15 protein-coding genes and 1 other annotated feature are annotated in these 15498 nt (G+C 45.0%); of the genes, 7 read left to right on the top strand and 8 right to left on the bottom strand.

The features are described 5' to 3' along the window. Nucleotides 1-306 precede the first annotated feature (306 nt). The gene (locus ITG12_RS08530; RefSeq protein ID WP_009707688.1) at nt 307-648 is read left to right on the top strand and encodes a DUF2799 domain-containing protein; all 342 of its coding nucleotides are present in this window, start codon (nt 307-309) and stop codon (nt 646-648) included. A gap of 110 nt (nt 649-758) precedes the next feature. Beyond that, on the top strand, nt 759-1088 hold the full coding sequence (locus tag ITG12_RS08525; protein WP_005440588.1) for a hypothetical protein: 330 nt from the start codon (nt 759-761) through the stop codon (nt 1086-1088). 88 nt (nt 1089-1176) lie between these two features. On the opposite strand, the gene murQ is transcribed toward ITG12_RS08525, so the two are convergent. Together murQ and ITG12_RS08515 are read right to left on the bottom strand one after the other, a co-directional pair. Then, nucleotides 1177-2103 (bottom strand): N-acetylmuramic acid 6-phosphate etherase, encoded by a 927-nt coding sequence (murQ, locus tag ITG12_RS08520; RefSeq protein WP_248872961.1) that lies wholly within the window; start codon nt 2101-2103, stop codon nt 1177-1179. 64 nt (nt 2104-2167) lie between these two features. Continuing rightward, a complete protein-coding gene (locus tag ITG12_RS08515) occupies nt 2168-3280 on the bottom strand; it encodes an anhydro-N-acetylmuramic acid kinase (RefSeq protein WP_248872960.1) in 1113 nt (370 codons plus the stop codon). Between the two features lie 100 nt (nt 3281-3380). On the opposite strand from ITG12_RS08515, the gene nagZ reads away from it, so the two are divergent. From nagZ to tyrA, 3 genes are all read left to right on the top strand, one after another. Continuing rightward, the gene (nagZ, locus tag ITG12_RS08510) at nt 3381-4364 is read left to right on the top strand and encodes a beta-N-acetylhexosaminidase (RefSeq protein ID WP_248872959.1); all 984 of its coding nucleotides are present in this window, start codon (nt 3381-3383) and stop codon (nt 4362-4364) included. Nucleotides 4365-4603: 239 nt separating this feature from the next. Next, a complete protein-coding gene (locus tag ITG12_RS08505) occupies nt 4604-5677 on the top strand; it encodes a 3-deoxy-7-phosphoheptulonate synthase (protein ID WP_038876265.1) in 1074 nt (357 codons plus the stop codon). Between the two features lie 25 nt (nt 5678-5702). After that, the gene (gene tyrA, locus ITG12_RS08500; RefSeq protein ID WP_248872958.1) at nt 5703-6830 is read left to right on the top strand and encodes a bifunctional chorismate mutase/prephenate dehydrogenase; all 1128 of its coding nucleotides are present in this window, start codon (nt 5703-5705) and stop codon (nt 6828-6830) included. Nucleotides 6831-6890: 60 nt separating this feature from the next. Here tyrA and ITG12_RS08495 read toward each other — a convergent pair whose 3' ends face one another. The 3 genes from ITG12_RS08495 to ettA all read right to left on the bottom strand — a co-directional run bounded on the left by ITG12_RS08495 (nt 6891) and on the right by ettA (nt 10215). Beyond that, the gene (locus ITG12_RS08495) at nt 6891-7892 is read right to left on the bottom strand and encodes a M23 family metallopeptidase (protein WP_038876270.1); all 1002 of its coding nucleotides are present in this window, start codon (nt 7890-7892) and stop codon (nt 6891-6893) included. Nucleotides 7893-7921: 29 nt separating this feature from the next. Next, nucleotides 7922-8290 carry a PilZ domain-containing protein gene (locus ITG12_RS08490; RefSeq protein WP_038876273.1) on the bottom strand — a complete coding sequence of 123 codons (369 nt, stop codon included), beginning with the start codon at nt 8288-8290 and terminating at the stop codon, nt 7922-7924. Nucleotides 8291-8547: 257 nt separating this feature from the next. Next, entirely contained in the window at nt 8548-10215 is a 1668-nt protein-coding gene (ettA, locus tag ITG12_RS08485) for an energy-dependent translational throttle protein EttA (RefSeq protein WP_248872957.1), read from the bottom strand. 373 nt (nt 10216-10588) lie between these two features. Between ettA and ITG12_RS08480 the strand changes: the two genes are divergently transcribed. Further along, a complete protein-coding gene (locus ITG12_RS08480) occupies nt 10589-12535 on the top strand; it encodes a transglycosylase SLT domain-containing protein (protein ID WP_038876277.1) in 1947 nt (648 codons plus the stop codon). A gap of 13 nt (nt 12536-12548) precedes the next feature. Further along, complete coding sequence (trpR, locus tag ITG12_RS08475; protein ID WP_248872956.1) at nt 12549-12851, top strand: trp operon repressor; 303 nt, start codon at nt 12549-12551, stop codon at nt 12849-12851. A 99-nt stretch (nt 12852-12950) separates the two neighbouring features. Here the strand turns inward: trpR and yjjX are convergent, their stop codons facing one another. The 3 genes from yjjX to raiA form a co-directional block, all read right to left on the bottom strand. Next, a complete protein-coding gene (gene yjjX, locus ITG12_RS08470; RefSeq protein ID WP_042605393.1) occupies nt 12951-13484 on the bottom strand; it encodes an inosine/xanthosine triphosphatase in 534 nt (177 codons plus the stop codon). Between the two features lie 24 nt (nt 13485-13508). Beyond that, on the bottom strand, nt 13509-14687 hold the full coding sequence (gene pheA, locus ITG12_RS08465) for a prephenate dehydratase (RefSeq protein ID WP_038866429.1): 1179 nt from the start codon (nt 14685-14687) through the stop codon (nt 13509-13511). 13 nt (nt 14688-14700) lie between these two features. Then, nucleotides 14701-14822, bottom strand: a sequence feature (Phe leader region). Between the two features lie 108 nt (nt 14823-14930). After that, nucleotides 14931-15257, bottom strand: a complete 327-nt coding sequence (gene raiA, locus ITG12_RS08460; protein WP_038868798.1) for a ribosome-associated translation inhibitor RaiA — start codon at nt 15255-15257, stop codon at nt 14931-14933. Nucleotides 15258-15498 lie beyond the last annotated feature (241 nt).

The following is a 15498-nucleotide window of genomic DNA, read 5'->3' as shown; positions in this document are numbered from 1 at the left end:
CTTGGTTTGTTAGGTAGGGTAATTTTTTAAGCTCAGGATGTATGGTATTCATCTCTTTTGTTAAGCGCATTCGCTCTATGGATGAGTGGTCGAATAGAGAAGCGAGTGGTCGATATAACGGTTAAGTGGTTTTATCGTTTGCCTAGTGGTCGTGCTTAGGACTGAGCGGTTCTATCAACGATTAAGCGGTGGTTATCAAGGGTGAGCGGCGAGTTCGAGAGTTAAGTGGTGAAATCAACAGATAAGCGGCAAAGCACAGGCTTTAGTGGTAAGCTTGTTTTGAAAACAATTAGTTAAGGAAGAATGATGAAAAAGGCAACGTTAGGCTTGGCGCTGGCTTTACTCGCAGGGTGTGCGGCAACAACGGAAGAACTGGCGCAGTCCGGAGATTGGTACCAGATCGGTTATCAAGATGGTGTCGCTGGGCATACCTCTCGTACCATGAAAGAACTTCGCTCGTTAGGAAATGTAAAGCAAGGCGATTATGACCAAGGTTACCTTGAAGGGGTGACTGAATATTGTAATCCTGACTTTGCTTACCAAATGGGCTTATCTGGTCAGTATTATGAAGGTGTATGTGAGGGAACGCCTGGGGCACAAAAATTCCGTATGGAATGGCAACGTGGCTGGAACGAATACAGCAACTAGATCTGTTTCATAATCAAGACTGTGGTTTTGCTTGTTGATCTTCTGACATTTGAATTTTATTGCTTTGCTGTACTTATGGCTTGAGATTCAATCAGAAGTGAAATGAAAACATGAAGAAGTATTTTTTGGTCGCATTAGCATTGTTGCCCTTAACGGTCGGTGCGACCAACGTGTTGAAAGAGTCGATTAAGATGAAGCGTAAATACGATCACGATAAGCATCGTATTACCAATACCATCAACAATACCAAGCGTAATATTAAAGAAGTCACTGACGGTACTTATGTCGAGAACCAAGTGAAGCGAGAAGTAAACCAAACCACTCGCAAGTACACCAATAAAGTAGAGAACGTTAAGAACATAACGAACCCTGATCACATCAAGCGTAAAGCAAATGACAAGCTTAACCAAGAGTTTGATGAATGGTTGTATGAAGACTAAATCTTGATATCTAAAACAAAAAAGGAGACCACGAGGTCTCCTTTTTGTTTGTCTTCTATCGACAGATTTGAACTACGGGACTCGAGATTTATTTAGGCTGGTGGTTTTCCACTGCTTTGCGTAAGAAGCCGTCTTGGTGGTGCAGGTGAGCACGAGCAGATTCAATATCAAGATCGGTCAGGATCATTAAGATCGCCAGTTTCACCTCATAACCAGTTTGTTTAAGTACGTCGGTAGCTTTTTCTTTGCTGCAATCGGTCGCTTGCATCACAATACGTGCGGCGCGTGCAACGAGCTTATTGTTGGTTGCTTTCACATCGACCATTAAGTTTTGATAACTCTTACCCAAACGGATCATGCTGGCAGTAGTCAGCATGTTCAGAACCAGTTTCTGCGCCGTACCTGATTTCAAACGTGTTGAGCCAGTCAATGCTTCAGGGCCTACAACAGGGCTAATTGCGACGTCGGCAATGTCGGCGATTGGAGAATCTGGATTACAAGATAGTGCAATCGTGGTTGCACCGATCTCGTTGGCGTACTCCAAACCACCAATGACATAAGGCGTTCGGCCACTTGCAGCGATACCTACGACCACATCGAGATTTGTGAATTTGATATCTTTTAGGTCTTGCTCACCTAAAGCCGGCGAATCTTCCGCACCTTCTTTTGCTTTTAGAATCGCCTCTGGGCCACCTGCAATCAGACCGACCACCATCTTGTCAGATACGCCAAATGTTGGCGGACATTCCGATGCATCAAGCACACCTAAACGGCCACTGGTGCCAGCGCCCATATAAACCAGACGACCGCCGACTTTAAACGCGTCGGTGATCTTATCCACCGCGAGTGCGATTTCGGGTAAAACCTTCTCAACCGCAAGTGGTACGAGCTTATCTTGCTGATTAAGTCGCTGAACAATGTCCAGAGAGGGCAGTAAATCGATGTCCATCGTCTCTGGGTTACGACCTTCTGATACTAGGTGGGCAAGAGCAGCAATAAGCGCGTCATTTGTCATAGTGGTTTAAGCCTTTTGAATACTGATTTCGATTTATTTTGTCGCTGTGTCTGGCACAACGCATTTAGTTTTTAGGATAGAGCACACCCAGCGAAGCAAGACGGCTCGCACCAGTCACTTCAGGTAAGTTGCTCGGCAGCCCGTCAATATGTCGCTGAGCAAGCCAAGCAAACGCCATGGCTTCCATGTAATCGCCATCGACACCTTTATCATCCGTTGTTGCGACTTGCCACTGCGGCAGAAGTTCCGCTAAACGTTGCATCAGTAGAGGGTTTCTCGCCCCTCCGCCACACACCAACAGCTGTGGCTGCTGACCATACGTGAATTTCTCCACTTCGTTTGCAATGGTCTTTGCCGAGTATTCACACAGCGTGCGTTGTACATCTTGTGCTGAGATATTGTGGTTGGCTAACTGATGATGCAGCCAATCGATATTGAACAGCTCTCGACCAGTGCTCTTAGGCGTCGACATGGCGAGGTAAGGCTCTGCTAAGAGTTGAGTTAGTAGTGTTGCATCGGTGTTGCCTTGCAGAGCAAATCGCGCGTCTTTGTCGAAGCCTTGTCCTGTGTGCTGTTCATACCATGCATCCATCAACATGTTGCCTGGGCCAGTATCGTAGCCGATCACTGCTTGGTCAGGATGCAGTACCGAGATATTGGCAATTCCACCGATGTTAAGCACCACGGTGGTGGAATCTTGCATGGCAAAAATACTTTTATGGAAGGCAGGGACGAGCGGTGCACCTTGGCCACCTAACGCCATGTCTTTACGACGAAAATCTGCCACGGTATCAATGCCAGTTTTGACTGCAATGATGTTGGCATCACCCAGTTGGGTGGTGAAGGGCTGTTCGCCAGTCGGCTGATGGAACACGGTTTGACCATGATTACCAATGGCTCGGATTTGCTCTGCGGAATAGCCGGATTTATCCAGTAGCTGTAAAACCGCATCGGCAAACAGATGGCCAAGTTGGTGGTCGAGCTTACCAATGGCTTTTAGATTCGTGTCTTGCCCAGTGCAAACCGACAAAAGCGTCTGCTTAATATGAGCAGGCATTGGGTAATCATCGTGTGCGAGCAAGCGAACACGGTTATCTTCAATTTCAACCAGTGCGGTATCTACACCGTCCATACTGGTTCCAGACATCACACCGATATACAGTTTGTTAAGATTCACAGCCAATTCCGTCAATTCTTCGATTCACTTATTGTAAAGCAATTCTGAAGCGAATAACCTCATCGAATACGAGATATTCAGCCGATTTTGAGGAGAAAAAATGGGACCGTTATGGGTTGATGTTGCAGGCTATGAACTGACTGCAGAAGACAGAGAAATTTTGGAGCATCCAACGGTTGGTGGTTTGATTTTATTTACGCGTAACTATCACGACAGCAAGCAGCTTCAAGCTCTTACCCAATCTATCCGCAAAGCGGCGAAACGTCCGATTTTGATTGGTGTTGATCAAGAGGGCGGACGTGTTCAGCGTTTCCGTGAAGGCTTTTCATTGATTCCTGCGGCAGACGAATACGCCAAACACCAAAACAGTGAAGATCTGGCCCGCATGGGCGGTTGGTTGATGGCTGCTGAGCTGATTGCTCATGATATCGACCTAAGCTTCGCGCCAGTGTTGGATAAAGGTCACCAATGTAAAGCGATTGGCAGCCGTGCTTTTGGTGAGGATTTAGACACCATTTTGCGTCACAGCACTGCTTATATGCAGGGTATGAAGAGTGTCGGTATGGCAACAACAGGTAAGCACTTCCCGGGTCATGGTGGTGTGATTGCTGATTCACACTTAGAGACACCGTATGACGAGCGTAGCGATATCTTTGAGCAAGACATGGCTATCTTCAAAGCGCAAATCGATGCTGGCATCTTAGACGCGATGATGCCTGCTCACGTCATTTTCCCAAATTATGATGACCAACCTGCTAGCGGCTCTGAGTATTGGCTTAAACAAATCCTGCGCCAGCAACTTGGTTTTAAAGGTTTGATCTTCTCTGATGATTTGACCATGGAAGGTGCCGCAATTATGGGTGGTCCTGCCGAACGTGGCGCACAAGCATTAAACGCTGGCTGCGATATGCTGCTGGTTTGCAACAAGCGCGATGCGCAAGTTGAGGTGCTTGATAATCTACCCATCACTTCTGTTCCCCTCGCTGATGCCTTGTTGAAGAAACAGAGCTTTTCTCTAAGCGAGCTAAAACTTTCGCAAGAGTGGAAAGATGCCTCTGAAGCTATGAAGCGATTGGTTGGCTAGCCATCTCACCCCTGAATAATGGTTTGTTCAGGGTGAGACGTAAACTTTCTAAAACATCCATTTAAAGCCGAAGTGCTCTGCATTTCGGCTTTTTCTTTTAATGTAAATTTAAATTTACACTGGATGTTTTTTATTGTGTACGGTTGTAATTCTTTTTTAGCCTGTTATCTTGTCCATAAGGCTTAGTTGTCTCACCAAGGAATTGGTTGGGTGTAAAAAATAATATACAGGTCAAGGTTATGCAAAGAAGTGAATTGAGCAACATTAACATCTGCGAAGAACAAGTTCTTATCACGCCTGAGGAGCTAAAAGTTAAGCTTCCTCTAAGTGAAAAGGCCCGTCGTTTTATCCAAGATTCTCGTCAAACCATCGCTGATATCATTCACAAAAAAGATCATCGTCTACTCGTTGTATGTGGACCATGTTCTATCCATGACGTAGACGCTGCGAAGGATTACGCCAAGCGTTTAAAAGCACTTTCAGAACAACTAAGCGACCAACTGTATATTGTTATGCGTGTTTACTTTGAGAAGCCTCGAACCACGGTTGGTTGGAAAGGCTTGATCAATGACCCACACCTAGACGGCAGCTTCGACATTGAACATGGGCTGCATGTTGGTCGTGAACTGTTGGTTGAACTCGCTGAGATGGATATTCCGCTGGCAACAGAAGCTCTTGACCCAATTAGCCCACAATACTTGGCAGATACCTTTAGTTGGGCAGCAATCGGCGCTCGTACGACTGAGTCACAAACACACCGTGAGATGGCAAGTGGTCTCTCAATGCCTATCGGCTTTAAGAATGGTACGGACGGTAGTTTGGCAACGGCGATCAACGCAATGCAAGCGGCTTCTTCTAGCCACCGTTTCATGGGTATTAACCGTGAAGGTCAAGTAGCGCTTCTGACTACGCAAGGCAACCCGAATGGTCATGTGATTCTTCGTGGTGGTAAGCAGACCAATTACGACTCAGTATCCGTTACTGAGTGTGAGCAAGAGATGGCGAAGTCCAACCTTGATGCGTCCTTGATGGTGGATTGTAGCCATGCGAACTCACGTAAAGATTACCGCCGTCAGCCGTTAGTTGCAGAAGACGTGATTCACCAGATTCGAGAAGGCAACAAGTCGATCATTGGCCTGATGATTGAAAGTCATATTAATGAAGGTAATCAATCTTCAGACCTTACTCTCGAAGAGATGAAATACGGTGTTTCAATTACCGACGCGTGTATCAATTGGGATTCAACTGAGGCACTATTACGTCATGCACACGAAGAGCTGGTGCCTTTCTTAGAGAATCGCCTTAAAGGCTAAAACGGAACTTATTTAAGGAACATCAATGGCAGTTGAACTTAACGCATTGCGCGATCAGATTGATGCAGTCGACAAGCAAATGCTAGAGCTACTCTCTCAGCGTTTAGCGCTAGTAGAGAAAGTGGGTGAAGTAAAAAGCGAACACGGTTTGCCAATTTACGCCCCAGATCGTGAGGCGGCAATGCTGGCATCACGACGAGCTGAAGCTGAAAAAATGGGGATCCCTCCACAGCTGATAGAAGACATTCTTCGTCGAACAATGCGTGAGTCTTATGCCAGCGAGAAAGATTCCGGTTTTAAGTGTTTGAACCCAGAATTGCGCTCAGTCGTTATTATTGGTGGTAATGGCCAGTTAGGTGGTTTGTTCGGACGTATGTTCAAACTGTCTGGATACCAAGTGAAAGTCTTGGGCAGTAAAGACTGGGAGCACGCTGACGAAATCTTAAAAGACGCTGGCCTGGTGGTCGTGACTGTACCAATCCATTTAACTGAAGGTGTGATTGAAAAGCTCGGTAACCTGCCACAAGATTGCATTCTTTGTGATCTGACTTCTATCAAGTCCAAGCCACTGCAAGCAATGTTAAATGTACACTCTGGCCCGGTTGTTGGTCTCCATCCAATGTTTGGTCCTGATGTGCCAAGCTTAGCGAAACAGGTGATTGTGTACTGCGATGGTCGTGAGAATGAGCAATACCAATGGCTACTGCAACAGTTTGGTATTTGGGGCGCAAGCTTGTGCCAGATCGATGCGCAAGAGCACGATCATGGTATGACTTTGATTCAGGCGCTACGTCACTTTACTTCCTTCGCTTACGGTATGCACTTAAGCAAAGAAAACCCTAACATTGAACAATTGTTAAAGCTGAGCTCGCCAATTTACCGCTTGGAGTTAGTGATGGTAGGGCGTCTGTTTGGTCAAGACCCAAATCTATACGGTGACATCATTCTTTCATCACAAGAAAACATCGATATGATTAAGCGTTTCCACCAACGCTTTGGTGAAGCTTTGTCTGTTTTAGACAGTAAAGACAAGGCTGAGTTTGTCGAAAGCTTCGAGCAAGTGAGCGATTGGTTTGGTGAGTACTCTCAGCAATTCATGAACGAGAGTCAGAACCTACTTAAGCAAGCGAACGATAATATCCATCGTGGCTAATTCCCTATTTTAGATGCAAAAAGAGCAGCACATTGGCTGCTCTTTTTTGTTTGAAAATAATCAGTTGGTCGATGTACCACTGTTGTCTTCACTTGATACCGTGCTAATACTCGTATCTCGGTATGGCGAATTGGTTAGATTGATTTGCAGACGAACCACGTTATCGATCAACTGAACCAGAGGACCCCATTTTACCATCTTTTCTTTCTCGAACACGGAGTTAAAGTTCTCTGGTGTCCAATCCATTAAGTAGCGCGGGTTTAGCGTACGCCCAAGAAAGCGTACTTCGTAATGAAGGTGTGGCCCAGTCGAGTTACCTGAATTACCACATTTCGCTATTACATCGCCTTTACTGACAAACTGGCCATTTTTCACGCTGAATTTGTTCAGATGAGCGAATGAGCTTGAGAAACCAAATGAATGACGGAGCGTAAGGTAGTTACCGTATCCACGATTACTTGGTCGCACCGTTTCTACCACACCATCCGCTGGGGCTAAGATTTCTTCGCCGCGTTTACATGTAAGGTCGATGCCTGTATGCACATGACGTTTGCCAGAAATAGGGTTAATCCGACTGCCATAAGGGGAGGAGATACGTTGGTAAGTCATCGGACTGTCGTTTGGAATTAAACGGAACATCGTTGCGCGCACTGCTGAATCAATGGCTGCGGCATCAATACGCTCTTCTAGGGCAACGTTGTACTCTTCGCTTTCAAGCTCTTCGTCAGCGAGACCCAGAACCGACTCCACATCATATACACGCTTACCTAGCAATTGAATCTGATTGTTTTTGTCAGTTAAAGATTGAGAAAGAGAGTGGTTCGTATCAAGTTGTTCTTCATACAGTGCCGTGATCTCCGCTTTTTCACCTTCCAGCTTTGCGATGGTTTGGTTTAGCGTCTCTTGATTGTATGTTTGTTGTTGATTCAAATACCAAGCGCTACCAACGACGGCAGGCAAAGCGATGACTGACACACATACTGCAAGGATCGAAAGGCGACCCACATAAAATTGCTGATTCCCATCTTTTGTTGGGATCTGCATGATGATTTTTTTAGACATAGTTATTGTTACTAAAGCAGGCGTTCAATTTATTCTTCCCCCAAATCAGAAAGGTATTCTAACTCTCGATTCAGCAGCTCGTTATTGCCTACGTTTAACTCTATAAATCGTTTTAATTGGCTAATACTGTCGATGTCTATGTTGATGATCTTCAGCCGGATCTCGTTACTTGCAACAGCGATGATATCAGCGGTTAACTGCATCACCTGTTCTGATTGAGCGAACGAGAATGCGACTTCTACCGGTAGTGACGACTCAAGTGAGTTTGCATTTTCAGCTCTTAACAATAAACCATGTAATGAGAGATCTTGAATCGTGGCTTGTAGTGCCAAGTCACTTTGTTCCACTAAAGCAGAAACTTGGTAGATGATGCGTGAAAAGCGTCGTCTCTCCGTCATAGAGCTTTCTCATATAGTCGTCGAATCTGTCGATGACTATATCAAATAGAACAAAAATTGTTCAATTGTTGTTCTTAAAATGTCGAGGTAGCACAGAGTTACGATTGCTAAAGGTCAAGCTCTTAATTGAAAAAATGCCAATCTGAGCCATTTATGCAACACATACAACAAAGGCCGCTATGATAGCGACCTTTGTACGAATTACAAGCAAAGGTGAGTGTAAGGTGATATACCGCACACTCATCTTATAAACGAAATTACTTCGATACGCGCTTGTATTTGATACGGTGTGGTTCAGCGGCTTCAGGACCAAGCGTCTTCTTCAGCCATTCCATATACTCGTTGTAGTTACCTTCGTAGAAGTTAACTTGGCCTTCATCGCGGTAGTCGATGATGTGCGTTGCGATACGGTCTAGGAACCAACGGTCGTGCGAGATAACCATGGCACAACCAGGGAACTCAAGCAGCGCTTCTTCAAGTGCACGTAGTGTTTCAACGTCAAGGTCGTTGGTTGGCTCATCGAGTAGTAGTACGTTACCGCCGGCTTTAAGCAGCTTAGCAAGGTGCACACGGTTACGCTCACCACCAGAAAGCTCGCCGATAACTTTCTGTTGATCTGAGCCTTTGAAGTTAAAGCGAGAACAGTAAGCACGTGCAGGGATTTCGAAGTTGTTGATCTTGATGATGTCAGCGCCTTCTGAGATCTCTTGGAATACCGTGTTTTTATCGTTCATTGAATCACGGAACTGCTCAACAGAAGCCAGTTTCACAGTGTCACCCAGTTCAATCGTACCCGAATCAGGTTGTTCAGTACCGCTTAGCATCTTGAATAGGGTTGATTTACCCGCACCGTTGGCCCCGATGATACCCACGATGGCACCCTTAGGCATGCTGAATGATAGATCATCGATAAGAACGCGACCGTCGAATGACTTAGTCAGGTTGTTCACTTCGATAACTTTATCACCTAGACGCTCACCTGGCGGGATGAACAGCTCGTTAGTTTCGTTACGTTTTTGGTGGTCAGTGTTTTGTAGCTCTTCAAAGCGCGCCATACGTGCTTTAGATTTCGCTTGGCGACCTTTAGGGTTTTGACGAACCCATTCAAGTTCTTTCTCGATGGTCTTTTGACGAGCTTTTTCTTGCGACGCTTCTTGTTGTAGACGCGCATCTTTTTGCTCTAGCCAAGAGGTGTAGTTACCTTCCCATGGAATACCTTCACCACGGTCAAGTTCTAGGATCCAACCCGCTGCGTTATCTAGGAAGTAACGGTCGTGGGTAATCGCAACTACAGTACCAGTGTAATCAACTAGGAAGCGTTCTAGCCATGCAACAGACTCAGCATCCAAGTGGTTGGTCGGTTCGTCGAGCAGTAGCATGTCTGGTTTTTCTAAAAGAAGACGACAGATAGCCACACGGCGACGCTCACCACCGGATAGGTGTTGGATTTTTTGATCCCATTCAGGAAGACGAAGTGCATCAGCAGCACGTTCTAGCGCGTTGTCTAGGTTGTGACCATCTTTCGCTTGAATTAGCGCTTCTAGTTCACCCTGTTCTTTTGCTAGAGCATCAAAATCGGCATCTGGTTCTGCATACGCTGCATATACCGCATCCAAGCGCTTAAGTGCGCCAGCAACATCTGCAACAGCTTCTTCAACGATTTCACGAACGGTTTTTGACTCGTCCAGAGCAGGCTCCTGCGGTAGGTAACCTACGTTTAGGCCCGGTTGTGGGCGTGCTTCACCATCGATATCGGTATCGATACCCGCCATGATACGTAGCAGCGTAGATTTACCCGCACCGTTCAGACCTAGAACACCGATTTTTGCACCAGGGAAGAAGCTTAGAGAGATGTCTTTAAGAATTTGACGCTTAGGTGGCACAATTTTGCTCACCCGCGACATGGTATATACGTATTCAGCCATTGCCGATCGTTCCTAAATTAACTGTCATTCAAAGGCTCTATTTTATACCAACTCCTTCAGTTTTGTTACCGCATTGCAAGAAATTAGCATCTTGTGTAATTTCTTCTTCATCGCTGACCGGAAACTCTCAACTTTAGGGTATACACTTTTCTTGTTCGTCTTTAAATCAAAGCCAACAGTTCATTTAGTTGGATGAATTGATGGGAATCTATTTGTCTTAAAGGGTTCTAAAGTTTTACGAGTACAACATTTATTACATCAAGTCGCTTTACAATAAGCACTTATTACGGTGTAAATAGATGCATATGCTTTATTGCTTACTACGTTTGTATTCACCAGTGGTAAAGCATGAAGAGAGAAACGTCTGGGGAAAATGACGCACATGAAATTCAACGTAACTGAATTGGCTAAAAGAGTATGCTACGCAGCCGCTTTATGTGCGGTAAGCGTGTCGGCAAACGCGACGCTGAGCCTAGAAAAGCAGCGTCAAGTCTATGAGCAGGCACAAAATTTATTAGACAAGAATGACATTGATGGCTATTTGTCTATTCGTTCCAAAATCGCTGATTATCCACTCACTCCTTATGTGGACTATCGGGTATTTCTGAGGCAATTATCGAGCAAGTCACCACAACAGGTAGATGCGTTTATTAGTGAACATGAAGCTTTTCCATTCTCACGTCGTATTCGCGCCCCGTATCTAGATAACCTTTATCGCCAGAAAGATTGGAAAACCATTACCGAGTTCCAGAAAGTTGAGCCAAGTGGTGAGCGTTATCAGTGTATTTTCTATGTCGCTCAGCTAGAACAAGGGAAACAAGTCGCGGCCTTTAAAGGCGCAGAGCACATGTGGCTGCGCGGCAAGAGTATTGCTGATGAATGTGACCCACTGTTCTCTGCATGGGACAAAGCGGGTGAACGTACAGATGACATGATTTTACAACGCATGTTATTAGCATTTGATGCGCGTAATGGCGGGCTAATGGCCTATCTGCAAAAGTTGCCTACATCGGCCAAAGCTCAGCAGCAAGCCAAAGCGATGAAGGCATTGTTCGATAAGCCTGAAAATGTGGCGGAGTTTGCCAAGAAGCAACAAGCGAATGACTTTAATCGAACTCAAGCAGAATTCGCATTAGAGAAACTGGCTCGAAAAAACACCAAGCAAGCGCAAGATGCTTATGCGACCGTAGTGAAAGGGCAAAAGTTCTCTCCAGAAAAGGCTCAAGCACTGGCGGATTACATTGCGATTCGTTTGATTCGTACTGAATCAGATTCATTGGCGAAGTGGCGCGATGACAAAACAAAAACCAGTAAAAACCTACCTCTGATTGAAAGTCGTATTCGTTTATCGATTCAAAATGGCGACTGGCAAGGGGTAAAAAAATGGATCGCAGTGCTTAATGATGAAGAGCAAGCATCACTTCGGTGGCAATACTGGTTAGGGCGCAGTGAAATCGCATTGGGTGATGAAGTCGCAGGTAAGCAACGTTTAGCAAAACAGACTGGCCAGCGTAACTTTTACAGTGTGGCCGCAGCGAATGCGATTGGTCAATCGATCAAGTATCCATCAAGCTCTGTTAAGCTCGATAAGACAGCTATTCAGCCATATCAAAAATCGCTGCTTCGTATTGAAGAGCTGATAGCAACCGACAAGATCGCTGCGGCGAAGAGTGAATGGACACATTTGCTCCGTCGTGTTGGTAAAGAGGAGAAAACGCAACTTGCCGCTTTTGCCGCGTCTAAGCATTGGCATAACTTGACGGTTATTGCGAGTATTCAAGCTCAGATGTGGGATAACATTCCGTTGCGATTCCCTGTCGCGCATCGCTGGTGGTTTAACTTTTACGCTGAGAAACACAATATCGACCCAATCACAATGATGTCTTTGGCGAGACAAGAGAGTGCACTTGATTCTGAAGCGCGTTCTCCGGTTGGAGCTCGTGGTCTGATGCAGATTATGCCTGCGACGGCTAAGTACACGGCAAACAAGTACAAGCTGAAATATCAAGGTACGCAAGATCTCTACAATGTAGGTAAGAACATTGAAATTGGTAGCCATTACTTACAAGGCTTAATGGAAGATTACGATAATAATCGTATTTTTTCGCTCGCTGCTTATAATGCAGGGCCTAACCGAGTAAAAATGTGGCGAGAGCGAACTCAAGGAAAAGTGGATGCTTATTCCTTTATAGAGGCGATTTCATTTAAAGAGACGCGTGGGTATGTACAGAACATTTTGATGTTCGAAACGTACTACCGCGACCTTTTGGGTGTCGACGGTTCGTTCTTGACCCAAGAAGAGATCAATACCAAGTATTGAGTGAGGTAACTTGATGTCACATGAACCTGAGTACAAAGACTGGCAACAGATTGTCGAGTTAATCCGTTCAAGTGTGGACAATCAGCAACACGAAATGTTGTTGACCATGCTAATGACACCGGATGAGCGAGAGTCACTGACCGCACGCGTTAATATTCTCAACGAGTTGCTAAAATGTGAGCTCTCACAGCGTCAAATCAGTCAAATGCTTGGGGTTGGTATTGCGACAATTACCCGTGGCTCTAACGAGTTAAAGTCAAAGTCCGATGTCGACAAAGACAAACTTAAGACATTATTAGAGCAGGGCGCTCAATAATCTTTGAGTTACGGACAGCAAAAATGGCGGAATATCCGCCCTTTTTAATACGTACTTTACTCGACTATCAGCTTCAGACTCTTAATAAGAGCCACACAGCTATAGGTTTGCAGGGAAATGTTCAGGGTTGGTAAAAGGAATCAACGCCAGAATCAAAGCTTGGTGGTAGACCGAACTGCGCGTCAGTTGGTTTTGAGTTAACAGGCCAATTGCGCCACCTTTTTGTTTGATGTTGTCAGTACCAAATACTTCATCCATTACATCACCCAGTTCATTGGCATGTTCAAGTTTTTCTAGCACTTTTGGTGGTAGCATCAAACTTGCTGAACGCGACTCTCCACGATGAGTCTCGGATTCAATCACCATCCAAGCAAATGTAACTTTTCCTTCAATACCCGCTTCTAAACCAATATAGAAATCAGCATTCGGCATCTCAGTTTTAGCATTGCGAACACGATTTAAAGCACCTCGGCGTGTTTCATCATTGGTCATTGGCTGGTCTGAAACTTCACTCGGGACACTGACTCCGAAAAAGTTAAAACGTTGTTCAGGGAAAGCACTTTGAAAAGCACTCTCTACGGCTTTAATTTTTGCAGGGTTGAGTGAAGCGATAACGACTTTTTGGTCTACCATGATCTTTTTACCTATCGATGTCTATTAACCCAATTTTACTTGAGTGGGTTTTACGTTCTCACTTGGGTAACATCCTAATACTTTCAGGTGTTTAGTTATCTTGGTGAGCTCATCGAGCACATGCTGCATGGCGGTGGAACCAAGGTGTGATTCTAAATCAACATAGAACATTTCTTCCCATGGGTTACCCATGATCGGACGGGACTCTAACTTAGTCATGTTGATACCGAAACGTTGCAGTACTAACAGGGTCTCGACTAAAGAACCTGCCTCTTGAGAGGTAGACATAATCAATGTGGTTTTTGCCGGTATCTGTGTGGAGACCTCGACAGGTTTACGAGCAACCACAATAAAGCGGGTATGGTTTTCAGTTTGGTTCGCGATGTTGCCTTGGATCGCTTGTAAGCCATAGAGCTTACCACTGGAAGCATTACCGATAGCGGCGACATCATCACGGCCCAATTCTTGTACCTTTTGCATCGCATCGGCTGTGCTCGCACAAGATTCGAGTTGAACGCCTTTCATTCTACTAAGGAACTCACTGCATTGCTGATGGGGCTGCGGGTGAGAGTAAAGCGTTTTGATGTTCTCTAGACGAATGTCTTTGGTTGCAACAAGGCAATGCTCAATCGGTTGAGTCAGCTCTCCTACGATATAAAGTGTTGTGTGTTGTAGAAGGTCGTAGACTTCGTTAATTGAACCAGAACTGGTGTTTTCAATTGGTAGAACACCATAATCAGCATGGCCAGATTCAACGGTCTGAGTTACTTCTTTGAAGTGCTCGCAGTTGAGTTCAATTAGCTCTGTATTTTTACGACTGAAGTACTCACGACTAGCTAAGTGAGAGTAAGACCCTTTAGCTCCTAAGAAAGCCACTCGTGCTAATGGTTTACGACTTTGCTGAGGGTTGACTAGGTTCTGTAGATAGCTTTGTTGCAAAAGCACCGAATCTTCGATGATCGTATGGAAAAGTTTGGTGATGTACTGAGCGTCGAGTTCGTATTTATCACGGCCGTTGGTAATCAGTTTTACTAGTAGTTGTTGTTCACGGACAGCATCACGAACAGGTTTTGATGTTTGGACTTTGCTTTTTGCTACTTCAATGCTGAGCTTACGACGTTCAGACAGCAAGCTTAAAAGCTCGTCATCAAGCTCATTCAAACGTAAACGAATTTCATCCAGGGAAATAGGTTGGTCAGTCATCAATTCTTTCCTTATAAAAAAAGCCTCCCGATTCGGGAGGCTTTCTGTTTGTTTTTGACTTTTCTTTCACAAACGAGTTAGCCCCTCCAACTATGGAAGGAAAAAGAAGTCAAAAAGAAACAGGTGAGTCAAATGCATAAATAGTGCTTAATTTGTGAGTGTTTAAACACAATAAGCAAGCAGGCGGGGAGCGTCAAGCAAAAAAATAGCGCCTTACGGCGCTACTTCCTCGATCTGGTCGGTTTACTCTTCTTCTTCCACTAACTCTGGCTTGCTAGCACGTCGAGCTTCAGGTTTGTGGGTCAGCTTATTCAATTGTCGTTCTAGTTTTTGCTCCACTTCGTTGATAGCTGCGTAAAGATCTTCGTGAGTAGCTGAGGCGATTAGTTGCCCTTTAGGAACCGTAATAACGGCTTCGAATTTCTTCTGTTTGTTTGGTTCCTCACTGAAAGTTGCTTGGCATCCGATGATGTCTACTTGCCATTTCTCCAGCTTTTTAAATTTGCTCTCAATATGAGCTCGGATTGCAGAGGTGATTTCGATATTTTTACCAGTGATGTTCATTGTCATAAATGTTTTTCCTCTGTTTCATCCCTCATGGGTTGAATTCAGATTACCGCTCTGAGGATAAAATGATGTGATATAGATCACTATTTTGAGTGGTTTTTTATAGGTGGGAAGTGAATGTGATCTTTCTCAAGAACTGTTCAGATTTCTGTGAAAATTGCTTGTTATCGGATTCGAAATCATTAGATTGGATAGAGTACTGAGCTGAAAACTATCCCGTTTTTAGGGGAGTTATACGGCCAGT

The sequence above is a fragment of the Vibrio sp. ED002 genome, assembly GCF_023277445.1.
In the GTDB taxonomy this organism is placed as follows: Bacteria; Pseudomonadota; Gammaproteobacteria; order Enterobacterales; family Vibrionaceae; genus Vibrio; species Vibrio jasicida.
Note: the sequence above shows the minus strand (reverse complement) of the source record. Positions and strands in the feature narration are given on the sequence as shown.